The sequence below is a fragment of the Nitratireductor luteus genome (assembly GCF_026162365.1).
Lineage (GTDB): Bacteria > Pseudomonadota > Alphaproteobacteria > Rhizobiales > Rhizobiaceae > Chelativorans > Chelativorans luteus.
Genome location: NZ_JAOANW010000005.1, coordinates 296,745 through 318,105, shown reverse-complemented (window position 1 = coordinate 318,105; position 21,361 = coordinate 296,745). Strand labels below are relative to the sequence as shown.

Here is a 21,361-nt window from a genome sequence, read left to right as displayed (position 1 = left end):
AGAAGTCATGACCCGTATCCAGGCCAATCTCCTGCTGTTAACCGCTGGTGCCATGTGGGGCATGGGCTTCGTTGCCCAGTCCACGGCCATGGAGGCAATCGGTCCGCTTCTCTTCATCGGCCTGCGTTTCGCCGTTGCGGGCCTGGCGATGCTGCCTTTCGCCCTGCGTGAAAGCCGCAATGCGGCCGAGCCCCTTGCCGCGCATCAATGGCGAGCCTTTCTCATGATCGGCGTCCTGCTGTTCGGCGGCATGACCTCCCAGCAGGTAGGCCTGCTGACCACGACCGTCACCAATTCAGGGTTCCTCACCGGCCTGTACGTGGTGATGGTGCCCTTCTTCGGTGTGATCCTTTTCCGCCAATGGCCGCACCGCATCGTCTGGCCGGCAACGCTCTGCGCGCTCGCGGGCATCTGGCTGCTCTCTGGCGGGGGCGCCGTGGCGTTGCGCATAGGCGACTGGCTCACCATCTTGTGCGCGGCTTTCTGGGCGCTCCAGGTGATCTTCATCCAGCGTAGCGCCGCCGGAACGGGCCGTCCCGTGACATTGGCGGTCACGCAGTTTGCAGTCACCGCCATTATCGCGCTGGCCCTGGCCTTCGCATTCGAACCCGTCGATATGACGGCGATCAGGCTGGCCGCACCTGAAATCCTCTATGCCGGCATATTCTCCGGCGGCATCGCCTTCACCCTGCAGGTGATCGGCCAGCGCTACACGACCGCCCCCCAGGCCGCTATCTTCCTGTCGACCGAAGCGGTCTTTGCCGCATTGTTTGCCGCGGTCTTCCTCTCCGAACAGCTCCCCGCGTCAGGGTTTGCAGGCTGCGTCTTGATCTTCTCGGCCATTCTCATGGTCGAGATCGTCCCGGCCCTGCGCCGGCCACGCCAGCCGGCTGGCTAGGCCACATGCAACCTGCTGGCAGGCCTCCTGTTTTCAGCTATGATGCCGGCATCGAAAGAGCGAGCGCGCGATGAAGACAAGGAAAGAAAAGATCTGGGATTTTTCGATCAGTCCCGACACGGTGCGCATGCTCGCCGCCAAGGCACGCGCCTTCTCCGCCGCCGTCAATGATGACTACGACAGCGGCCACGAACACGAGATCGAGTTCTCCGACCAGGCCACCGATGCCCACAGCCATGACGGCCTGCAGGAAGAAGAAGAGGAAAACCTGACCGAGGAGGAGTTCCGGGAACTTGTCGCCGACCTCAATGTCGATGAAGCAGCGGAACTTCTCGCCATCGCCTGGATTGGCCGAGGCGACTACGACCGCCAGGAATGGAACGAAGCGGTGACGGGCGCGCAGCAGCGGGTCAACCAGAGGTTGGCGGGCTATCTCCTAAGCATGCCCATGCTGAGCGACTGGCTGGAAGAAGGCCTCGAAGAACTGGGCGCTTGATCAATCTGAAATGGTTTGCAAAGAAGAGATTGCAGCCAGGGATTGCCAACCGGCCATGTTCACATATCGACTCTCGCTGATGCTGCCGCTTCTCTTTCTGCCCGCCACCATCGGGCATGCGGGAACCGGAGATGTCGGTCTCCCCGACAAGGCCCCGATACCGCTGTTTCGTGTACAGGCCGATCCGCCCGTAAAGACAACCATGCCTCTGGAGGAAAAGTCGCCGCCCGCCCTGCCCGGTGACGAAAAGGCCTGCCGGCGCGACCTTCAACGCCTGGGCGTTTCCTTCTCCGATGCGGAGGCGGTCGAGGTGGAAGGCGGCTGCAGCCTGCCCCACCCGATCCACGTCACCGCGCTGGGCCCGGCAATGGCGCTGCACCCGACCGGCGTCATGAATTGCCCTACGGCGCGTGCGGCCGCGCAGCTTGTCCAACGGGCCGGCCAGAAGGCTGCCGAAACCCACTTCAAGTCGCGGATCGAGGCCGTGAACCACGCTTCCGCCTATATATGCCGGGTCCGGCGAGGCACGGAAAACCTCTCCCAGCACGCCTTCGGAAACGCATTGGATATTGCGAGCCTGACGCTCGCCGACGGGAGGCGCGTCGTCGTTCGCGAATACGAAGATGCCGACAGTCCTGAGGCGCAGTTTCTCGACGCGCTCCGCGCGGCCGCCTGCGGCTTGTTCACGACCGTGCTCGGCCCCGGAACCGACGCCGATCATGCCGATCATTTCCATCTGGACATGAAACGGCGGCGGGGCGGCGCCTATTGCCGCTAGTCTAGAAGCATATTTCCGCCACAGCTCTTAACCGCCGCGCACAGCTTTCCTTTACCCTTATACGGCAGGATTGTTCCGTTTCGACCACTTGCGGATCTTTCCGCAGAGGCGGGCGGAAGATGCCGGTGCTGTCCGACAGGGGGAAGAGCGTGTTTCAGTTCAGGCGTTCCTTGCGAAGCCTCGCACCTGGTGGCCCGCTCACGCGGGCAGCCGGCGTGCTGGCGGGTCTCCTGCTGATTTCCTCCTGTTCGGTGGACACGGTGATGCGCCCGAACGTCGATGTTGGCACGCACACCGCGGCCATAGGCGGCAGCGGGCTGCAGAACCTGGTCCCCTCCAATCCCATGATGATGAGCTATCCGCGCGTGATGCTTCCGCAAAGCCCGTCGGCGGTCATGCCCGTTGACGAGGTGTCGTGCCGCCGGCAGCTCAAGCGACTTGGCGTGGAGTTCCGGGATCTTGCCCCCATCGACGATGGCGGCGCCTGCCGTATCGATTATCCAGTGGAAGTGAGCGGCCTGTCGGGCGGCATTGAGATGAAGCCTGCCGCCACGCTCACTTGCGACATGGTACTGACGGTCGCCCGCTGGACGCGGAACGAACTCGCTCCCGCCGCGCGCACACGTTATCTCTCCGGCATCGCCACCATACATCAGGGCTCAAGCTATTCCTGCCGTCGCATCCGGGGGACGAGCGTCGCCTCGGAGCATTCAAAGGGCAACGCCCTCGATATCATGAGCATCACCCTGAAGAACGGCAACAATATCGACGTCCGCCGCCCCGGCTTCTTCGCCTTCCGGCAGAAGAGCCTGCTCAACAAGGTGCGCGCGCAAGGCTGCGGCTACTTCACCACCGTCCTCGGCCCCGGCTACGACGCCGACCATAAGGACCACTTCCACTTCGACATAAAGGACCGCCGCAACGGCTATCGCGCCTGCAGATAAGCATTCGCGCGAAAAGCGATTTCAGTTTCCCGCTCCGTACGGTAAACAGCAGACATGATTGCTGTCGAACTGACGATCCTTTTCATCCTGATCCTCTTCAATGGCTTCATGGCCATGTCGGAGCTGGCGGTCGTCTCCGCCCGCCCGGCCCGATTGAAGGCCAGGCGCGACAAGGGCGAACGTGGCGCTTCCCGCGCCATCGCGCTGTCATCCGATCCCGGGCGTTTCCTCTCGACAGTCCAGATAGGTATCACGCTCGTCGGCGTTCTTTCCGGCGCGTTCTCCGGCGCCACGCTGGGCGTCAGGCTGTCGGATACGCTCGCTACGCTAGGCGTGCCTCCGTCCATTGCCAATCCAGCCGGCATAGGCATCGTCGTCGCGCTGATTACCTATGTCTCGCTGATCATAGGCGAGTTGGTGCCCAAGCAGATCGCGCTCAAGAATGCGGATGGCATCGCGGTCAGGGTCGCGCCGATTATGGTCTGGATTGCGCGCATCGCGATGCCGCTCGTCTGGCTGCTCGACATCTCGGGGCGCACGGTGCTGACGCTGCTGGGGCAAAACTCCCAACCTTCTCGTCATGTCACAGACGAGGAAATCCGCACATTGATCGCCGAGGCCGAGCACGCCGGTACGATCGAGAGCGGTGAACGGCGCATGATCACGGGCGTCATGCGCCTTGCCGACCGCAAGGCGCGTGCGATCATGACTCCACGTGGTGAGGTCGACTGGATAGACCTGACGGTCGACGAAGAAACCATCGTCGATATGCTTCGCCGAACCGATCACTCACTCCTGCCGGCGGGCAAGGGCTCGATGAATGCGTTGACGGGGGTGATCAGAATCCGCGACATCTCCATCGCCGATATCGAGGGAAAAGGCCTCGACATCGCAGACCGCGTTCATCCCGCCCCCTTGGTGCATGACAACACGCCGGCCCTCGACGTGCTGACGCTCCTGCGCGAAGCAGAAGTGCCCATGGTCCTTGTGCACGACGAGTTCGGCACTTTCGAGGGTGTCGTCACGCCGGCAGACATATTGGAGGCCATCGCCGGTGTCTTCCGCGCGGATGCGGAAGAAGGAGAACTCGACATCATTCAGCGAGAGGACGGCTCATGGCTGCTCCCCGGCATGATGCCTGCCGACGAAATGGCCGACCATCTGAGCATCAGACTGCCACCTGAACGCAGCTATTCGACGCTCGCCGGCTTCCTTCTGACACATTTCCAGGAACTGCCGAAGATCGGCAATAAGGTCGACATCGAGAACTGGCGTTTCGAAGTCGTGGATATGGACGGCCGTCGCATCGACCAGGTGATCGCGTCCCGGGGCGGGCAGACGGAAGCTCGTTAGAGAATTTTCAGGAAAGCGGAAACGGGTTTTCCGACCGGAATGCGTGAAATCAAATAGTTGGATCACATTACCGCTTCCGTGAAATGGTAAAATGTCCGGGGCAGCTAAACCTCCGGCGGCACCGGCATCGGCTTGCCGGTAGCATCGAGAGCCACCATGATGAAATCCGCGTGAGTCACCATTTCCATTTCCTGGGAAAGATAGCGTTGCGACCAAGCCTCGACCTTGAGCTTGATTGAAGTGCGCCCCACGCTATCCACACGCGTATAGACGCACAGAGTATCGCCGATCTTCACCGGCTTTGCGAAGGCCATCTCCTTGACGGCTGCGGTAACGACGCGCCCGCGGGCGCGTTCGGCCGCGCGAATGCCGCTCGCAAGGTCCATCTGCGCCATGACCCAGCCACCGAAAATATCGCCCGCGGCATTGGCATCGCCAGGCATGGCCTGCGTGCGTAGCGTCAGTTCACCATCTGGACCCGCGGTAATTTCCGGCATGGGCTGCCTCGCATCATTATCGAGCTTATCCGGTATCCCCCGGCACCGTCTGGGTCAACGTTGCGCTCTGCATAAATCACGCAGTTTCAAGGATTTGCACAGATAGACGGAATCATTCCAGGAACTCCTTGAATCAATCTGTGAAGACAAGGGCCGGAACGGTTTTCTCTAGCAGCGCCGCCCCGCCAGGCCTCCAGCCAAGGCTTTGAAGCTTCGCGGTTTCCATTGCGTTCACGGATGACACATCTGCGGCCTCCGGTAGCTGATGCTGACAACCCGCCTGCCTCTGCACGATTGCAAGCAGGTCGCGGCGGTCAACCACGATGTCCGAGACGTTGAAGATTTCCCCTTCGGCCTCAGCGGCACCGACCTCCAGAACCAGCAGCACTGCGGCGGCGACATCGTCGCCATGAACTTCGGTCCCCACGTGCGGCGATATCGGTTTGCCGCCGAGATAATCGCGAAACAGTCCTGCCCACTTATGTGTCTTTCCGACACCGGCGGGACCATAGACGCCGGTGACACGCAAGCTCACACCACCGATTGTCCTCAGCGCTGTTTCCGCTTCGAGCTTGATCTCACCATAGAGCGTGTCGGGTCGTGCCGGATCCGTCTCGGCCAGCCGGACACCGGCCGTCCGAGGGCCATAGACGGCGCGGCTGGAAAGGAACACCGTGCGTGAGACCCCTGCCGCACGCGCCGCATCGAACAGCGCCAGGCTCCCATCGAGATTGCGCCGCCGAAAGCCGGCCGGATCGTCCCCCTCGCCGCCCCGATATTTGCCGGGCTCGTGGTCGAAGGCGCCATGAACCAGGAAATCGGCACGCGCAAAAGCCGTGCGGTCGATCGCGGAGTGCTTCAGGTCCAGCGGGACGAATGCGATGGCACGCGAGAAAAACCCCTCCGCTGGCGGCCGGCGCCCCATCACCGTAACCTCATGGCCGGCGCGCAAGAAGGCTTCCACGATGAACCGGCCGACATAGCCGGTTCCCCCGGTGACGATGCTGCGCGGCGCAGCCATCAGGAACCTGTCGGATTGGCCAGCGCGTCGACGTCGGGCACACCCTCGCCCGTATAGTAGGCGCGCCACAGATCGATCAGCGGCCGGAGCTCGACCCGCTTCGGATGATCCTTTTCCCAGGGCTTTTCGTACTGGTAGTGCACCACCGACACAGACCTCCAATCCCAAAGCTCGGGCAGGTTGAACCACACATATTGCAGCATGTTGAAAAACACCGGCAGGCCGTGCCATGCAGGAAAGAACGCCTGAAGGAATGTCTGGTCCGTCCGCCGCCAATAGGCATCGGGCGCATCGAGCATGGCGAGCATCGCCTCGAAAGTGGCCGACGATGGCCTTGCGACGAACACGCCGGAATTGAGCCGGTGGAAATCGGCAAGGCTCTCATAGACATTGGGCGCGGCGGAGAATTCCGGATAGCTGAACAGCCGGTCGATATTGCGGATGACGATGGCGTCGGCATCGATGAACACCACCCGCTCATATTCCGTCATCTGCCACAGGCGCAGCTTTGCGAAATTATCCAGCGGCGTGTGGAAGGCCGGCTTGTTGCCCTTGGTGAAGGGCGCGTCGGCGTGCAGCTTCGCCCGCTGGTGACGCTCGTTGAACGCATTGGAGGTAGGCAGAAGTTCGGCCCTTCGCAGTTGTGCGCCGAGCGCTGCCAGGGGTTCGAGCGCTCTTTCCGCCACGCCGCCGGTATGCATCACGACGATGTCCGCCGCCGTTCCTGAAAGCCGCAGCGAGCGCACCAGCGCCAACGCGCCCGTGGCATAATCGGCGTTGGTGACGAGGGTGGCGTAGGCGTTGGGTAAACTCATCCTGCGCGTTCCTAATTCAGATGGGGCCTAATTCAGATGGGGCCTAATTCAGATACGGAAGCAGACCCACGGAAATCTGCGGCAAATATGTGATGACCATCAGACAGGCAAGACATACCGCAACGAAAGGAACGAGCTTGGGCACCACCTTTTGCAGCGGCAGATTGGCCACCTGGCAGGCCGCGAACAGATTGACGCCCAGCGGCGGCGTGATCATGCCGAGCGCCAGATTGACCACCATGATAAGCCCGAAATGAATAAGATCGACCCCGAACAGAGCGGCTACCGGGGCCAATATGGGCGCCAACACGATGATCGCCGCCGACGTCTCGATGAACATGCCCACCGCGAACAGGAACAAATTGACCGCGATCAGGAAGGCGACCTTGCTTTCCACGTGGCCGGCGATCCACTCGCCGACCGCGGCCGGTACACCTGCCCGGGTCACCAGAAACGAGAACAGGCCGGCGGCTGCGATAATGAACATGATGATGGTCGACGAGATGACCGATCGGTGCAGCACCTGAAGCAGGTCGTTCCAGCCGATCGTGCGGTAGATGAAGACGCCGAGCAGCAGCGCGTAGAACACCGCGACCACTGACGCCTCCGTAGGGGTGAAGATGCCGCGATAGATCCCGCCGACGATGATCACCGGCATGAGAAGCGCCAGAAAAGCCTGACGCAGCGCCGTCAAAAAACTCAGGCGGTCCACATGGTCGTTCGCGCCCCAGCCCTTCGCCCGGCAGTAAAGATACACGAACAGCATCAGCGCGCCTGCAATCAGCACGCCCGGACCGATGCCGGCCACGAAGAGTGAACCGATCGAAACCTCGGCGCTGACGCCGTATAGGATCAGCGGGATCGACGGCGGTATGATCACGCCCAGTTCGGCGGAAGTCGCCTGCAACGCGGCGGCGAAGCTCGTGGGATAGCCATGGCGGGTCATCGCCGGGATGAGAATGGCGCCGATGGCGAAGGTCGTTGCCACCGACGAGCCGGAGACCGACGCGAAGATCATGCAGGTGAGCACGCAGGAGCAGGCGAGCCCGCCCTGCACGCCCCCCACGAGCGTCTTGGCGAACTCGACGAGCCGTGCCGAGATGCCTGCCTGTTCCATCAGATTACCCGCCAGGATGAAGAAGGGCACGGCCATCAGCGGAAAGGAGTCGATGGAGGTCATCAGCTTCTGCGCAGCCACCAGCAGCGGCAGCGGGGTGAAAAAGGCGATACCGCCCATGGAGGCAGCGGCAATGGCGATGGCGATTGGCACCCCCAGCGCAAACAAGGCCACCATGGCGAACATCATGAATGTCGACATGGCTAGACTTCCACCTCGATGTTGCTTTCCTCGGGCGCGCTGCCGACAAGCTCCTCAGCCAGCCGCGCGATCACGGCAACGACGGAAAGCGCCGCGCCCACGGGAACGGCGGCATAAACCAGCGCAATGGAAATCCGGGCTCCCGTGAAGGGATCCGTCAGCCCCGCCAGGCTCTGTGAGCTGGTGCGCATGGTCATCAGCCAGCCATAACGGATCATCACATAAAGAACCGCAAGCGTGATGGCCGCAATGGCCAGCGACAGCGCCTTGCGCAGCAGGGCCGGCGCCATGTCGAGCACCAGATCGATGGAGATGAGCGCGCCTCGTCGCAGCACCGCGACCAGGCCCAGATAGACCATCCAGATCATCAACGAACGCGCCGTCACCTCGGACCACTGCGATGGCCGCTCCAGGACGAAGCGGGTGATGACCTGATAGAATGTGACACAGGACATCAGCGCCAGAAGCGCCATGGCGAGCCCGAGCGACGCCTTCACGATCAGCCGGTCCATGAAACGCAATACGCCAACCATCGGCACCCTCCAGGCGGCGCCGAGCCCAGCGGGCCCGGTGCCGGATTAGGATCCCGAGGGGATCAGTAGTCGTGGTTGATGATGGCGTCGAGGCGGTCCTTGCCGAACCGCTCCGAATACTTGGCCATCAGCGGCTCGAGCGCCTTTTCAAATGCGGCGCGGTCGACTTCCTCGACCACTTCCATGCCCTGCTCCTTGAGCACTGCCACGCCGTTGTCGGCGTCCTCGCGCACCTTCTTGCGCATGGCGGCGGCGGCAATCTTGGCCGATTCCGTGAAAGCCGTCTTCTCGTCATCGCTGAGACCGTCCCACACGACGGGCGAAAGGATGATGAGCGCCGGCGAATAAACGTGGTTGGTCAGCGAGATATGCTTCTGCACTTCGGAGAACTTCGCGGACAGGATGACGCCGATGGGGTTTTCCTGGCCGTCGACGGTCCCCTGCTGGAGCGCAGTGAAAAGCTCGGGGAACGCCATCGGCGTGGGCAGGATGCCGAACTCGCTGAAGGCTTCCATATGCACCGGGTTCTCCATGGTGCGGATCTTCAGCCCTTCGGCGTCGGCCGGCGTTTTGACGGCGCGCTTGGAATTGGTGAGGTTTCGGAAGCCGTTCTCGCCCCAGGCCAGGGCGATCAGCCCCTGCTCGGGAAACTTGTCGAGGATTTCCTGGCCGATCGGTCCATCGAGCACGGCATGTGCATGCTCGTAGTTCTTGAACAGGAACGGAATATCGGTGATCAGCGTTTCCGGCACGAAATTGCCGACCGGGCCGGTGGAGGTGATGACCACGTCAACCGTGCCGATCTGCGCGCCTTCGACCATCTCACGCTCGCCGCCCAGCGCATTCGCCGGATATTGCTCGATCGTGTATTTGCCGCCCGTACGCTTTTCCAGCTCCTCGCCGAAAACCGTGGCGGCAACCCCGTAATGGGAGGTTTCGGAAAGCGAATACCCGACCTTGAGTTCCGCTGCCTGCACGGCGGCGGCGACCAGTGTCGAGGTGGCGGCTGCGCCGGCGAATGCCAGCGCCTTGGACATGAATGACATGAAATCCTCCCGGAAATGGAACGCGCCGTCAGCGGATGGCCGACGGCGCTCCTGTTTGAGTCCGTCAGGATGAAACTGTCAACCTCCCGAACGGCATTTTCCGCTCTGTCAGGAAACGCTCTTCAGCCGCTTGCCTTCCGGATCGCGTTCCAGGGTGGAGGCAATGTCCTTGGTCCAGGCGGAGACGGAAGGAATGCGGCTGCGGTCGACGCGGTAGGAATATTTCCTTGCAACGTCCACCACCTCGGCAAGCAGGCCCTCGGCCAACGTCGTCGGGTTGAGGCCGAGTTCCAGGAACTGCTCGTTCCTGACCACGAGGTCGTTTTCCGCCGCTTCCTTGCGCGGATTGGGAAGATAGGCGACCCGGCCGCCGGTCATGCCCGCCACCAGCTCGGCCAGGTCGCGCACCCGGTGCGTCTCGGTCATCTGGTTGAATATCTTGACCTTGTCGCCCCGCTGCGGCGCGGTCTTCAGCGCCAGCTCGATGCAGCGCACCGAATCCTGGATATGGATGAACGCGCGCGTCTGCCCGCCGGTCCCGTGCACGGTGAGCGGGTAGCCGATGGCCGCCTGGATGAGAAAGCGGTTGAGCACCGTGCCATAGTCGCCGTCATAGTCGAAACGGTTGATGAGCTGGTCGTGCAGCCGCGTCTCCCGCGTATGGGTGCCCCAGACAATGCCCTGATGCAGATCGGTGATGCGCAGGCCGTCATTCTTGGCATAGAACTGGAACAGGAGCTGATCCAGGCATTTGGTCATGTGGTAGATGGAGCCCGGATTGGCCGGGTAGAGGATCTCCTGGGTCGCCGTCTCGCCCGACAGCGTCTCCACGCCCACCGGCAGATAACCCTCGGGAATGGCCGCGCCCACCGAGGAATAGCCGTAGACGCCCATGGTACCCAGATGCACCAGATGCGCGTCGAGGCCGATCTCCACCATCGCATTGAGCAGGTTGTGCGTGGCGTTGACGTTGTTGTTGACGGTGTAGTTCTTGTGCCGGTCGCTCTTCATCGAATAGGGCGCGGCGCGCTGTTCGGCGAAATGGACGATGGCGTCCGGCCGGTGCTCGGCGAGCCATGCCTTGAGGACGTCGTAGTCGCGGGCAAGGTCGATGAGGTGGAAACGGATGCGCCGCCCGGTTTCCTTGTGCCAGATGCGGGTGCGCTCCTGGATGGAATCCATCGGCGTCAGCGATTGCACGCCGAGCTCCGTATCGATCCACCGCCGCGACAGATTATCGACGATGTGCACCTCGTGCCCTTCGGCCGAAAGATGCAGCGAAGTCGGCCAGCCGACGAAACCGTCACCGCCCAGTACAGCAATCTTCATCCTAGCGAATCCTCTCAAGCATAGTCAGCCAATTGCTTATCCGGCATTTGTGACAGCAATTCTATGCCGGACCGATCCTGTTGAGAAGCGGCGGTATCGATGAAGCCTGCCGGCGTCAATGGCGGCACAGAAGCCGGCGCCCGCGAGGGGCGCCGGCAGGCGATGGCTGCGTTGGGAGGAAAGGACGGGTCGAGGACGCAGCCAGCGCGTTCGGGACCTCCTTTTGTTACAGGCGGCAGTAATGGCGGTATCCGTCGTAGCCCAGATAGGTGTCGCTGTAGGGATCGTAGGACCGGTAGCGGGCGGCGCAGCGGGCGACATGGGCGTCCCAGCCATAGCCGCCGCCGACATGGTGGTGGCCGTGATGGCGCTGGGCCGAGCCGACGATCAGGCCGCCGACGATGAGCCCGCCGACACCGGCGATGGCGGCGGCTTCCGCCGGCGACAGGCCGCCCGCCCGGCTTTCCTGCACCGCCCCGCCGAGCGTGGCGGCGGCAATGGCTGCGGCCAGCAGGCCGACGGCGATCTTGCGCTGGAAGTTCATGGCTTTTCTCCTTCGGTTTCAGGCATTCGATGCCCGTCTGTCGGCCCGGCGGGGAGAAAGGTTCACGGCGCCAGAAATTTTTTCTCAAGATTCTTCTTGACGGCGGTTCGCTGCGAATCGAAGCTTCATTCGGCGGCCACAATCCGATGGCAAAATAGCAAGGTCGCGAGCTGGAGGGAAGGCCATTCGGGTAATGAAGGCTGTTGTCCCAGGAAGGAGGCCGGACATGATCGAGTCCGGAACAGGGAAGAACAAGAGCAACAATGTCATGCGCATGGAGAACGGCGTCTACAATGCGCGCGACATTGCCGCCATCGCCGGAGCCGTCGACGCGGTATGCGACGAGCTTGGCATCGAGCGCACCGACATGGTCGGCCGCGAGCGCGTGGCAAGCCGCATGATGCGCTCCTGGGCGGCCGGCCGGCGCACGCCGCTCGGCCTTGTCCAGGCGGGTCTCGACGGCACGGCCTGACGGCAGCAGAGCGTTGCCGCATCGGCCCGACCGCCAGGGCCGAGCGTCGAACGCGACTATCCGAAACTCCCCTCAAAGCTCCATGAACGGGGTGAACCCGCCAAAGATCATCCGCTTGCCGTCGAACACATCCTTCCACCCGTCGCCCTGCAGGCGGGGATCGGCCATGACCTTCTTGTTGATCGCATCGCGCGCCTCGCGGGATGCGTAGACGATCCACGAGAAGATGACGACCTCGTCGTCCTTCGCCTGGACGGCGCGCGGAAACGAGGTGACCTCGCCATAGGGCACGTCGTCGCCGACCGCCTCGACGGTGGCCAGCGCGCCGTGTTCCTTCCACACGGCCCCCGCAAGGCGGGCCATCGCCTTGTAGTCTTCGATCTTCTCCTTCGGCACGGCGAGAATGAAACCATCGACATAGGACATGGGAAACTCCTTTCGGTTGCTCCTCCAGGACGAAGGAGAACGCCGGAATCCGACATGGGGAAATCCGACATGGAGGAATCCGATATGGGGCATGACAAGGCGGGACTGACAGGACAGTCGCATTTCGCGGCGCGCCCTTCCCCCTTTGCCTGGCGGGCAGAGGGGGAAGGGATTGATCATTGCCACGAGGCGCCGGCGGGCCGGTCTCCATAGCCGAGCATCGCCGCCAGCACGTGATGGCGCTCCGTCTCGCAGCTCCAGGCCAGCGCGAGGGCGAGCCAGGCGGCCTCAAGGCGGGCGAGTTCGGCCGCGCTCCATAGGGGCACGCAGGCCTCGCAATCGCCGCCGAGCCCGCCGCGGCAATGGCCGCTGCGCCGGCAACGCCGGTCGGGGCAGCGCGACGGCAGGTCCATGTCGCCGGCAAGCAGGCGGAACATCACATTCATCTGCGCGCGCGGCCATGGCGGCGGCGCGAACAGGTCGTCCGGCGACTTCACGGGCGATGGCTCGGTCTCGAGCGCCTCCCCGAGCCTTTTCACCATTTCGCGCAGCCGCGGGTCGATCTTGTCCATCTCGTTCTCCTTTGGTTGAAGCTGGTTTGGTTGAAATCGGGCCGATGCCGCCGAGGGGCCATGCGGGCGCGCGCTTCATCGCCGCCACGCCCGCTTTCGCGTCTGGCCATTGATCCCTTCGACAGGGGTGGGAAGCGGGGCGCGTTGTCCGTGCCTCTCTGTGTAGTTTATGTGGCGCGATCAACGCGCCCCGCCGGCCGCTGTCCTGCGTGACCGGTCAAGGAAGGTTCCCATTGCCCTTTTGGGGCGCCCAGGCTCGTCACTGAGACGCCTGGACCGAACCTCCCGCGGCTTCTCCGCGCCCTGCGTCCTTCGACAAGCTCAGGACACAGGACTCCGGCCTGCTGCAGGCCCTCACATGCCTCCGGTACCGACCCGGAAGGGGAGGCTGCCGCCGCCCTCCCTGATCCCCGGTCCGGACCCGGTTCCCGCGAGGGCGATGGGGAGGATGATAAGGGCGGCCGGGAGAGTGGGGATAAGTCTTCGCGAGGAAAATTGAAAAGGCGTGTCGGGACAAGAGCTTGGCCGGAACGGGGGGCGTTTTCCGTCCACGGGGGCGGGTGGCTTTATGGGAATGCCGATGGCCGCCGCCAGCATTCAGGCATGGGTCCTCGGGTCAAGCCCGAGGATGACGAATGGCAGAAGGGATGGTGGCAAAACGCCGGCGCCGGCGATTGGCAAGCCCCTCTCCTCCTCGTCATCCTCGGGCTTGACCCGAGGATTCATGCCGGAACGGTGCGGACGCGCGGGGCGGTGCCCGTTCCCGGCCTTATGGACGCGCGCGGATCGCCATGCCAAAATCGGGCCGCGCATCAGCCGCCCGCCGGCCCGGAAAGGGATTTCCCGATGAGCGACACCGAAACGAAACGGCTCGTGAAGACCCGGCCGAAGATCGAGCGCCCGCGCCTGCACAAGGTCATTCTGATCAATGACGATTTCACGCCGCGCGACTTCGTCGTGACGGTGCTGAAGGGGGAGTTCCGGCTCTCCGAGGACCAGGCCTACCGCGTCATGATCACCGCCCACCGGCGCGGCGCGTGCGTGGTGGCGGTGTTTCCGAAGGACGTGGCGGAGACCAAGGCGGCGCGGGCAACGGATGCCGGGCGGGCGCAGGGGTATCCGTTGAGGTTTGAGACGGAGCCGGAGGAGTAACGTTGGAGAGGGCTTCGCACCCAGCGAAGGATCTGCCACTGCTGCTACTGGCTCTGACGTGCTCTCCTATACCAACCAGCCACCTCCCAACCATCTTCCTAAAGGGCAGACAAGGAAGCAGTACCAAATATCAGGGCCTTAACGGCTTCGTGGCCAGTCTTTTGAAAATTCCAGTAGCGGACCATTCGGCCTCTTCGCCAATCAAAGATGCACGTGCGTAGCGCTCAACCGGGGTGAGCTTGCCAAAATCCTGAACCGTAACCGTGAACGCGTTGAATATAGCCTTCATTGCCTCCCTATTTGAAAAGAACATGTGCTCAGACGGGTTGCTGCTATCGGTAACCGTGGCGGTCTCCGTGTAGACGAGTATCCCAGGAACTGAGTGTTCTGGATAATTGTCAATCGTCCACTGGTAGTGCTGAAATATTTGCCCGACCTCTTCCGAATTGAGCGACGATCCTGCTCCCTTCTCGGTCTTTAGCTCGATGGGAATCGCTGTCATCGAGTGATGATCGACCCAAAGATTGTCAGGTCCATCATTGACGTCGGTGCACGGGCGCGATGAGTCAAAGCCCAAGGCTGCACCTATGATCCGGACGGCCTCCTCGGCCTTCTTGTGATCAGCATCCTCAAACGCAGGCTGCGAATGATCGATTAATTTCGTTAAACGCCTTATGAGTTCGGGAATACTACCAACACAAAACGCGCGTAACCCTTCCTCAATGACTGTCTGTGTCGTTTGCAGGACACCGACATCGGCAGCCGGGCGGCGAGGCAGAGGAAGTTTCCCGCCAAGGCGGTTTCGGGCCTCGTCGAACCAGTCAAACATCGCTTCGGGTTCATTCTGGACACAGTTTGCCGTTCCGATCCAAAGTGCATACCAGCCTGCTAATCGAGGATTTGCGATCCGCACTTCCTCGATCCTGTCGGCCAATTGGCTAATGGCGCCAGCAGGGTCACCTTGCCAAAGCTTGAGCATAAAGTTAGCTTCTCTCTTCGCCAACTCATCGTCCAGCTTTGTGTAGGCCTCCCGATCCGTTATCCGTTTCTCCTCAATGGGGTTCTTCCCAATCTGCGCTTGGTAATATCCTAGCCATTGAGGGTCGCGCTCGATGATCTGCCTCACAATCGAGCGGACAACCTCCGGGGTGACGTTCTTTAATTGGTCGCAGAATTCTTCTGAAAGTCTGATTTGCTCCTGAAGAACCTTTGGGAAGAAGGCTTGATTAGCTACATTTCGCAACCAATTTTCGGCGTCGCTCGATTGGATAAAATAAATGCCGTAATCGTTTTTTCCGCGGTTAATTCTGCCGAAAAGTTGAGTGAGGCGATTGGCAATGCGTGGGAAGAAAGTTTGATCGAGCTTAATGCGATCGAAAAGGTAACGCTCCAGCTGCGCCGATCCGATCGGCACACCATCCACTACCATGACCCTGCAGTCGTCGTCAGGTAAGTCGATCCCGTCGTAACGCCCCATCAGAAGGAAGGCGCCTGTTTCAGCGCCCCTGAATGCGTTCAGCTTCGCAGTAAAATCGTTTGCCGTCGTAGGCGCCTCCGCCAGGTCTTTCCATTTATCGGCCACGCGGTCACTCGGCACCGCAATCAAAACTTTGGCCTGTTCACTGACGGATTTAACCCCAGTGGTGTCTTTGCTGAACTCATTCAGGGCGGACCCAAACAACATGAGGCGCTCCCCTAGCCCCGCATCGACATCGGGTTCGATCACGCGGGGAGATCTACCGAAGGCTCTGATAATATCTCCCTTTGACTGAACTGTAGCAGAAAGGAAGACCTTTGGAACGGACCGGTCCTCGAGAGCTCCCACCTGAAGTGCTGGAAGGAATGGTGGAGTTATCTCAATTGTAAACTTACTGATCGTGATTGCACAATACTGGATATGACCTCGTAGATAGTCAAACGGTAGAGCAAATCCAATATCGCTGTCGGCGAAAGCGTTGATGATATTCTCTATCTCAGCGCTTCGATTGTGAACCCCATTCGGTGGACACAATGCCACCGAGCCAGAAGAGACATCCGAAACCACCTGATCAAAGTTATGCCGCTGCCCGATGTCCTGAAAGCAGTCTCGAATCACCCTCGCCAACTGTTCGTAAAATTGAGAGTGCTTAGACTTTCTCACGGAGATTGTAAAAGCGTCTCGAACTAGACGCTCACCGACGTGGGCATCATCGAATATGACTGCTCCGGGCGTCTTCTCACCCCGGAATTTGTTGCGGGTGTTGAAGAGAGCCTGATAGCTGGTCACGCAGAACGATTTCGATCTCGCGAAATTTTCGTCCGAAAATACCTTCTGATGGTATGTGGTTGGAGTGATGCCTATGTCATTGGCTTCCTTGACTGTCTGATGAATCAGATCGATGGTCGGGCACACATAAACGACGTTTCGAAAGCCTTGATGAAGAAAACTCTGCGCAATTAGGACCCCAACTAGCGTCTTTCCGGCGCCAGTATACATCGATATCAGTGTATCTTTCTTGGGATCTTTAAACCACTCGTCCAGCGCCTGTGCTTGGCCCTGCCAAAGCTCCTTGATTTTTGCTTTTCCCGATGGGCGGTTTCTGAAAATTTCCCTTGGATTGGTCGCCTTGGCACCAGCTTTCGGCTTATCAAGCCCCCCAAAATCAAACGTCACTACGCTTCCCCCGCTACGAAAGAGCCGATCCAAATGATCGAGCGCGGTAAGGGTATCCCAACTACTGCTCATGACAACCCGAAAGGGTTCTCAGAGTGCAGTTGCACGCGCTATATCGGCATGAGCGGGTGGATCAGGTGGCGCGCCTTCGTGGGATGACCGCTCGGCAAAGGGATGGCTGACATCGGTCCTCTCTCCCGCAGCAGGAGCGATTGGGCGCCGCGCACTACCGCCCCGGCCTGCCCGTCTTCTTCGACCGCCGGCCGCGCTGGCGCTCGTCCTGGGGGTCCTCGTAGGAGCCGGTACCGACCTTGCCGCGGCGGACGGGTTTGGCGTCGTCGTCCGGCTTTTTCGGCGGGGTCCCGCCGAGCGGCTTTTCGGTGCGGCCGACGGTCATCTCGTCGAGGTCGTTCTTGCGGAACAGCGATTTGTCCTTGCCGGCGGGCACGGCGTGGGCGCCGGAGGTGCCCATGGCGTCGAGATGGGGCTTGGCGAAGAGGGAACTGCCGGAGGTGCCGGCGGACGGCCGGGACTGTTCAGGCATGGGTCCTCGGGTCAGGCCCGAGGATGACGAAGCGGAGGGGGCGGCGCCCTCTCCTGCCGGGCGTGGGGACCGGCCGCCGGGCTTACCCTTCTTGGCCGCCTCGCGGCGGCTTTTCTGGGTGTTCTCCACGCCGACGTCGCGGGCCAGCGGGTCGTCCATGATGGCGAGCTCGGTTTCCTTGAGGCGCTTGATCTCGTCGCGCAGGCGGGCGGCCTCCTCGAAGTCGAGATCGGCGGCGGCGTCGCGCATGGCCTTTTCGAGATGTTCGAGATGGGCGGCAAGGTTGTTGCCGACGAGGTTGTTGAGGTCGCCGCCCTTGGGGCCGGCGATGTCGGCGCGCACATGGTCGCGCTCGTAGACGGAGCCGAGGATGTCGCCGATGTTCTTCTTGATGCTCTCCGGCGTGATGCCGTTGGCGGTGTTGTAGGCGAGCTGCTTTTCGCGGCGGCGGTCGGTCTCTTCCATGGCGCGGGCCATGGAGCCAGTGATGCGGTCGGCATAGAGGATGACCTTGCCGTCGATGTTGCGCGCGGCGCGGCCGATGGTCTGGACCAGCGAGGTCTCGGAGCGCAGGAAGCCTTCCTTGTCGGCGTCGAGAATGGCGACGAGGCCGCATTCGGGAATGTCGAGGCCCTCGCGCAGAAGGTTGATGCCGATCAGCACGTCGAAGGCGCCGAGGCGCAGATCGCGGATGATCTCGATCCGCTCGAGGGTGTCGATGTCCGAGTGCATGTAGCGCACGCGCACGCCCTGCTCGTGCAGATACTCCGTCAGGTCCTCCGCCATGCGCTTGGTGAGCACGGTGACGAGGGTGCGGTAGCCGGCCTTGGCCGTGGCGCGGATCTCGCCGAGGACGTCGTCCACCTGCGCCTTGGCCGGGCGCACCTCGACCGGGGGATCGATGAGGCCGGTGGGGCGGATGACCTGCTCGGCGAAGACGCCGCCCGACTGCCCTATCTCCCATGAGCCGGGGGTGGCCGAGACGCAGACGGTGGCGGGGCGCATGGCGTCCCACTCCTCGAAGCGCAGGGGGCGGTTGTCCATGCAGGACGGCAGGCGGAAGCCGTATTCGGCCAGCGTCGCCTTGCGGCGGAAGTCGCCGCGATACATGGCGCCGATCTGCGGGACGGTGACGTGGCTCTCGTCGACGAAGACGAGCGCGTTGTCGGGGATATATTCGAACAGGGTTGGCGGCGGCTCGCCTGGGGCGCGGCCGGTCAGGTACCGCGAATAGTTCTCGATGCCGGCGCAGGAGCCGGTGGCCTCCAGCATTTCGAGATCGAAGCGGGTGCGCTGTTCGAGGCGCTGGGCTTCCAGGAGGCGGCCGGCCGCCTCCAGCTCGGCGAGGCGGTGCTTGAGCTCTTCCTTGATCTGCCTGGACGCCTGGTTGAGCGTCGGGCGCGGGGTGACGTAGTGCGAGTTGGCGTAGATCTTCACCGATTTGAGGTCGTCGGTCTTCTTGCCCGTCAGCGGGTCGAACTCGGTGATGGACTCTATCTCGTCGCCGAACAGCGAGATGCGCCAGGCGCGGTCTTCAAGGTGGGCCGGGAAGATCTCGATCGTGTCGCCGCGCACGCGGAAGGAGCCGCGCACGAAATTGACGTCCTGGCGCTTGTATTGCTGGGCGACGAGGTCGGCCAGGAGCTGGCGCTGGTCGAGCCGGTCGCCGATCTCCATCTGGAAGGTCATCGCCGTGTAGGTCTCGACCGAGCCGATACCGTAGATGCAGGAGACCGAGGCGACGATGATGACGTCGTCGCGCTCGAGCAGCGAGCGCGTGGCCGAATGGCGCATGCGGTCGATCTGCTCGTTTATCGAGGATTCTTTTTCGATGTAAGTGTCGGAGCGCGGGACGTAGGCCTCCGGCTGGTAATAATCGTAATAGGAGACGAAATACTCGACCGCGTTGTCCGGGAAGAAGGACTTGAACTCGCCATAGAGCTGGGCGGCCAGCGTCTTGTTGGGCGCGAGGATGATGGCCGGGCGCTGGGTCTCCTCGATCACCTTGGCCATGGTGAAGGTCTTGCCCGAGCCGGTGACGCCGAGAAGGACCTGCGTGCGCTCCTCCTCGTTGGCGCCGGCGACGAGCTCGGCGATGGCCGTGGGCTGGTCGCCGGCCGGCTTGAACTCCGTCGACATCCTCAGCGGAATGCCGCCCTCGGACTTGTCCGGACGCGGCGGGCGATGGGGCACCCAGGTGCTGACCACATTGGGATCGCCGCCCTCGATCAGCCGCGAAAGCGCGGCCACCGTGGCAGTGACGCCGCCCGATGCCAGGCCCTCGGCTTCTTCCAGCGAGACGTCGAGGCCGGCTACCGGATTGAGCCCGGCGGCGGTCCGCTCCCGCGCCGAGGCTGCGCCGCCCATCGAGGTGCCGCGCGCCGTCTTCGACGCCTCGGCAGAACGCGGCGGGATCTTCGATTTCTTCGGCTTGGCAGGCTCCTGCGCATCACGCGAAATCTGCTCGGCCCAATCAGTGACGGGGCCGGACAGGGGCTCGCCCGTCAGCTCGGGCTGGGGGGCTTCGGCGAAGCCGCCATTGTTCTTTCGCGAGGAATTGGCCATCGGCGGAATATGGAACCTCGCGCGCCGGATGGAAAGGGGGTCGCGGTCAGGAAGTTGAGACCGCCGCGCTCTGCTGACAGGAGGCTGTCAGGATGGCCTTTTTAATCCAGCGTCCTGGGGCGCAGGAAATGCCTCAGTCTTGCCGCGGCAAAGCCGACGCCCGCCCATCCGCCATCGAGCTCGAATCCGGCAAGGGCCGCGGTCGGAAACTTGGCGCGCATGGCCGCCAGCGCCTCGGCGTCGGAGCCCGGCCCGGCCAGCCCGCGCGCCAGATCCTCCATGCCGGGATTGTGGCCGACCAACAGAACGCGTGAGACATCGGCCGGCACGGCGCGAACGATGGCGAGCATCCGGTCGGCTGAAGCCATGTAGAGCGTCTCGTCATATTGCGGCCGCGGCGCCGCTCCGCCCAGTTCCGTCGCGACGCGGCGCCAGGTCTGCCGCGTGCGCAGCGCCGCCGACACGACGACGTGGTCGGGCAGCCAGCCCCGCGCGGCGATCTCCGTGCCCATGCGCGACGCCGCCTTGCGCCCGCGCGGCGCCAGCGGCCGGTCGAAATCGTCGAGCGAAGGATCGTCCCAGCTCGACTTGCCGTGCCGCATCAGGATCAGTTCGCGCAATCCCGCCTCCTTCGTCACTCTCCGCCGGTAGCACATAGGGGCCGGCTGCGTAAACGCATATTATTACCCGGGTGATATTGACTTGTCTTTTACCCGGGTATAAATGCGCTGGCAAATGGAGTGCGATCAATGGATGCGGAAACAGACGGCTTTACGGCCTTCGACGGCGAGCGCTGTGTTGCGCAAGGGGCCAAGCGCGATGTCGCGCTGAAACTGAAACGCGACGGCAGAACCGAGAACGTGCTGATATTCGACGACGCCACGGGCCGTCAGGTCGATTTCGACCTGACCGGTAGCGAAGCGGAGATGCTCGCCCGGCTCGACGTACCGGCGGCAACGCCCCCTGCCCGCACGGCCTCGCCGGCGCGCGGCCCGGGGCGGCCGAAAATCGGCGTCGTTGCCCGTGAAGTGACGTTGCTGCCCCGCCACTGGGACTGGCTCGCCGGCCAGCCGGGCGGCGCTTCGGCGACGCTGCGGAAACTGGTCGATGCAGCCCGCGCGGCCAATGGCGGCCGGGACCGTGCGCGCAAGGCCGCCGCGGCAGCCGACCGCTTCATGCTGGCGATGCTGGGCGACAAGCCGGGTTACGAGGAGGCAGCGCGTGCGCTGTATGCGGGCGACGGCGCGGCTTTCGGCAAACGGATCGCCGAATGGCCGGGCGATCTGCGAGCCTATGTGCAAAGGCTGGCCGAACCGGCTTTTGCCCGTTAGAGCGCCGTGCGTCCTTTTGGACACACGGCGCTCCAACAGGTTTGAATCTACGCATCGTGCTTTCCGAAAATCGA

The 21,361-nt window shown here is 62.5% G+C and carries 21 protein-coding genes; 8 read left to right on the top strand and 13 right to left on the bottom strand.

The window, feature by feature from the left end:
* Positions 1-7 precede the first annotated feature (7 nt).
* From N1058_RS08515 to N1058_RS08495, 5 genes are all read left to right on the top strand, one after another.
* On the top strand, positions 8-898 hold the full coding sequence (locus N1058_RS08515) for a DMT family transporter (protein WP_265517071.1): 891 nt from the start codon (positions 8-10) through the stop codon (positions 896-898).
* Between the two features lie 70 nt (positions 899-968).
* The gene (locus N1058_RS08510; RefSeq protein WP_265517070.1) at positions 969-1,394 is read left to right on the top strand and encodes a DUF3775 domain-containing protein; all 426 of its coding nucleotides are present in this window, start codon (positions 969-971) and stop codon (positions 1,392-1,394) included.
* A 55-nt stretch (positions 1,395-1,449) separates the two neighbouring features.
* Entirely contained in the window at positions 1,450-2,172 is a 723-nt protein-coding gene (locus N1058_RS08505) for an extensin-like domain-containing protein (RefSeq protein WP_265517069.1), read from the top strand.
* A gap of 170 nt (positions 2,173-2,342) precedes the next feature.
* A complete protein-coding gene (locus tag N1058_RS08500; RefSeq protein ID WP_420847958.1) occupies positions 2,343-3,116 on the top strand; it encodes an extensin-like domain-containing protein in 774 nt (257 codons plus the stop codon).
* Between the two features lie 54 nt (positions 3,117-3,170).
* Positions 3,171-4,469 carry a hemolysin family protein gene (locus tag N1058_RS08495; protein WP_265517068.1) on the top strand — a complete coding sequence of 433 codons (1,299 nt, stop codon included), beginning with the start codon at positions 3,171-3,173 and terminating at the stop codon, positions 4,467-4,469.
* Between the two features lie 104 nt (positions 4,470-4,573).
* Here the strand turns inward: N1058_RS08495 and N1058_RS08490 are convergent, their stop codons facing one another.
* The 8 genes from N1058_RS08490 to N1058_RS08455 all read right to left on the bottom strand — a co-directional run bounded on the left by N1058_RS08490 (position 4,574) and on the right by N1058_RS08455 (position 11,572).
* Positions 4,574-4,966 (bottom strand): acyl-CoA thioesterase, encoded by a 393-nt coding sequence (locus N1058_RS08490; protein WP_265517067.1) that lies wholly within the window; start codon positions 4,964-4,966, stop codon positions 4,574-4,576.
* A 133-nt stretch (positions 4,967-5,099) separates the two neighbouring features.
* Positions 5,100-5,987, bottom strand: a complete 888-nt coding sequence (locus N1058_RS08485) for an NAD-dependent epimerase/dehydratase family protein (RefSeq protein WP_265517066.1) — start codon at positions 5,985-5,987, stop codon at positions 5,100-5,102.
* A complete protein-coding gene (locus N1058_RS08480; protein WP_265517065.1) occupies positions 5,987-6,802 on the bottom strand; it encodes a glycosyltransferase in 816 nt (271 codons plus the stop codon). The genes N1058_RS08485 and N1058_RS08480 overlap by 1 nt, the downstream gene beginning before the upstream one ends.
* Before the next feature lie 43 nt (positions 6,803-6,845).
* Positions 6,846-8,120 carry a TRAP transporter large permease gene (locus N1058_RS08475; protein WP_265517064.1) on the bottom strand — a complete coding sequence of 425 codons (1,275 nt, stop codon included), beginning with the start codon at positions 8,118-8,120 and terminating at the stop codon, positions 6,846-6,848.
* A gap of 2 nt (positions 8,121-8,122) precedes the next feature.
* Positions 8,123-8,653 (bottom strand): TRAP transporter small permease, encoded by a 531-nt coding sequence (locus tag N1058_RS08470; RefSeq protein WP_265517063.1) that lies wholly within the window; start codon positions 8,651-8,653, stop codon positions 8,123-8,125.
* A gap of 62 nt (positions 8,654-8,715) precedes the next feature.
* Positions 8,716-9,699 carry a TRAP transporter substrate-binding protein gene (locus N1058_RS08465; protein WP_265517062.1) on the bottom strand — a complete coding sequence of 328 codons (984 nt, stop codon included), beginning with the start codon at positions 9,697-9,699 and terminating at the stop codon, positions 8,716-8,718.
* A gap of 108 nt (positions 9,700-9,807) precedes the next feature.
* On the bottom strand, positions 9,808-11,028 hold the full coding sequence (locus N1058_RS08460; RefSeq protein ID WP_265517061.1) for an NAD-dependent epimerase/dehydratase family protein: 1,221 nt from the start codon (positions 11,026-11,028) through the stop codon (positions 9,808-9,810).
* Positions 11,029-11,254: 226 nt separating this feature from the next.
* On the bottom strand, positions 11,255-11,572 hold the full coding sequence (locus N1058_RS08455; protein WP_265517060.1) for a BA14K family protein: 318 nt from the start codon (positions 11,570-11,572) through the stop codon (positions 11,255-11,257).
* Between the two features lie 226 nt (positions 11,573-11,798).
* On the opposite strand from N1058_RS08455, the gene N1058_RS08450 reads away from it, so the two are divergent.
* The gene (locus N1058_RS08450; RefSeq protein ID WP_265517059.1) at positions 11,799-12,044 is read left to right on the top strand and encodes a hypothetical protein; all 246 of its coding nucleotides are present in this window, start codon (positions 11,799-11,801) and stop codon (positions 12,042-12,044) included.
* Between the two features lie 72 nt (positions 12,045-12,116).
* On the opposite strand, the gene N1058_RS08445 is transcribed toward N1058_RS08450, so the two are convergent.
* The gene (locus N1058_RS08445) at positions 12,117-12,470 is read right to left on the bottom strand and encodes a DUF1428 domain-containing protein (protein WP_265517058.1); all 354 of its coding nucleotides are present in this window, start codon (positions 12,468-12,470) and stop codon (positions 12,117-12,119) included.
* A 176-nt stretch (positions 12,471-12,646) separates the two neighbouring features.
* Complete coding sequence (locus N1058_RS08440; protein WP_265517057.1) at positions 12,647-13,042, bottom strand: hypothetical protein; 396 nt, start codon at positions 13,040-13,042, stop codon at positions 12,647-12,649.
* Positions 13,043-13,888: 846 nt separating this feature from the next.
* Between N1058_RS08440 and clpS the strand changes: the two genes are divergently transcribed.
* Positions 13,889-14,194, top strand: coding sequence for an ATP-dependent Clp protease adapter ClpS (gene clpS, locus N1058_RS08435; RefSeq protein ID WP_265517056.1), 306 nt, complete (start codon positions 13,889-13,891; stop codon positions 14,192-14,194).
* A gap of 130 nt (positions 14,195-14,324) precedes the next feature.
* Here clpS and N1058_RS08430 read toward each other — a convergent pair whose 3' ends face one another.
* The 3 genes from N1058_RS08430 to N1058_RS08420 form a co-directional block, all read right to left on the bottom strand.
* Entirely contained in the window at positions 14,325-16,847 is a 2,523-nt protein-coding gene (locus N1058_RS08430) for a DEAD/DEAH box helicase family protein (protein WP_265517055.1), read from the bottom strand.
* 226 nt (positions 16,848-17,073) lie between these two features.
* Positions 17,074-19,956 (bottom strand): excinuclease ABC subunit UvrB, encoded by a 2,883-nt coding sequence (gene uvrB / locus N1058_RS08425; RefSeq protein ID WP_265517054.1) that lies wholly within the window; start codon positions 19,954-19,956, stop codon positions 17,074-17,076.
* A 101-nt stretch (positions 19,957-20,057) separates the two neighbouring features.
* Positions 20,058-20,576 (bottom strand): SixA phosphatase family protein, encoded by a 519-nt coding sequence (locus tag N1058_RS08420; RefSeq protein WP_265517053.1) that lies wholly within the window; start codon positions 20,574-20,576, stop codon positions 20,058-20,060.
* A gap of 129 nt (positions 20,577-20,705) precedes the next feature.
* On the opposite strand from N1058_RS08420, the gene N1058_RS08415 reads away from it, so the two are divergent.
* Complete coding sequence (locus N1058_RS08415; RefSeq protein ID WP_265517052.1) at positions 20,706-21,287, top strand: DUF2239 family protein; 582 nt, start codon at positions 20,706-20,708, stop codon at positions 21,285-21,287.
* Positions 21,288-21,361 lie beyond the last annotated feature (74 nt).

What these genes read in the sequence shown, in the direction of transcription:
- N1058_RS08515 (WP_265517071.1), top strand. Translation starts at nt 8, where the DNA reads ATGACCCGTATCCAGGCCAATCTCCTGCTGTTAACCGCTGGTGCCATG.
- N1058_RS08510 (WP_265517070.1), top strand. Translation starts at nt 969, where the DNA reads ATGAAGACAAGGAAAGAAAAGATCTGGGATTTTTCGATCAGTCCCGAC.
- N1058_RS08505 (WP_265517069.1), top strand. Translation starts at nt 1,450, where the DNA reads ATGTTCACATATCGACTCTCGCTGATGCTGCCGCTTCTCTTTCTGCCC.
- N1058_RS08495 (WP_265517068.1), top strand. Translation starts at nt 3,171, where the DNA reads ATGATTGCTGTCGAACTGACGATCCTTTTCATCCTGATCCTCTTCAAT.
- N1058_RS08490 (WP_265517067.1), bottom strand. Translation starts at nt 4,966, where the DNA reads ATGCCGGAAATTACCGCGGGTCCAGATGGTGAACTGACGCTACGCACG.
- N1058_RS08485 (WP_265517066.1), bottom strand. Translation starts at nt 5,987, where the DNA reads ATGGCTGCGCCGCGCAGCATCGTCACCGGGGGAACCGGCTATGTCGGC.
- N1058_RS08480 (WP_265517065.1), bottom strand. Translation starts at nt 6,802, where the DNA reads ATGAGTTTACCCAACGCCTACGCCACCCTCGTCACCAACGCCGATTAT.
- N1058_RS08475 (WP_265517064.1), bottom strand. Translation starts at nt 8,120, where the DNA reads ATGTCGACATTCATGATGTTCGCCATGGTGGCCTTGTTTGCGCTGGGG.
- N1058_RS08470 (WP_265517063.1), bottom strand. Translation starts at nt 8,653, where the DNA reads ATGGTTGGCGTATTGCGTTTCATGGACCGGCTGATCGTGAAGGCGTCG.
- N1058_RS08465 (WP_265517062.1), bottom strand. Translation starts at nt 9,699, where the DNA reads ATGTCATTCATGTCCAAGGCGCTGGCATTCGCCGGCGCAGCCGCCACC.
- N1058_RS08460 (WP_265517061.1), bottom strand. Translation starts at nt 11,028, where the DNA reads ATGAAGATTGCTGTACTGGGCGGTGACGGTTTCGTCGGCTGGCCGACT.
- N1058_RS08455 (WP_265517060.1), bottom strand. Translation starts at nt 11,572, where the DNA reads ATGAACTTCCAGCGCAAGATCGCCGTCGGCCTGCTGGCCGCAGCCATT.
- N1058_RS08450 (WP_265517059.1), top strand. Translation starts at nt 11,799, where the DNA reads ATGATCGAGTCCGGAACAGGGAAGAACAAGAGCAACAATGTCATGCGC.
- N1058_RS08445 (WP_265517058.1), bottom strand. Translation starts at nt 12,470, where the DNA reads ATGTCCTATGTCGATGGTTTCATTCTCGCCGTGCCGAAGGAGAAGATC.
- N1058_RS08440 (WP_265517057.1), bottom strand. Translation starts at nt 13,042, where the DNA reads ATGGACAAGATCGACCCGCGGCTGCGCGAAATGGTGAAAAGGCTCGGG.
- clpS (WP_265517056.1), top strand. Translation starts at nt 13,889, where the DNA reads ATGAGCGACACCGAAACGAAACGGCTCGTGAAGACCCGGCCGAAGATC.
- uvrB (WP_265517054.1), bottom strand. Translation starts at nt 19,956, where the DNA reads ATGGCCAATTCCTCGCGAAAGAACAATGGCGGCTTCGCCGAAGCCCCC.
- N1058_RS08415 (WP_265517052.1), top strand. Translation starts at nt 20,706, where the DNA reads ATGGATGCGGAAACAGACGGCTTTACGGCCTTCGACGGCGAGCGCTGT.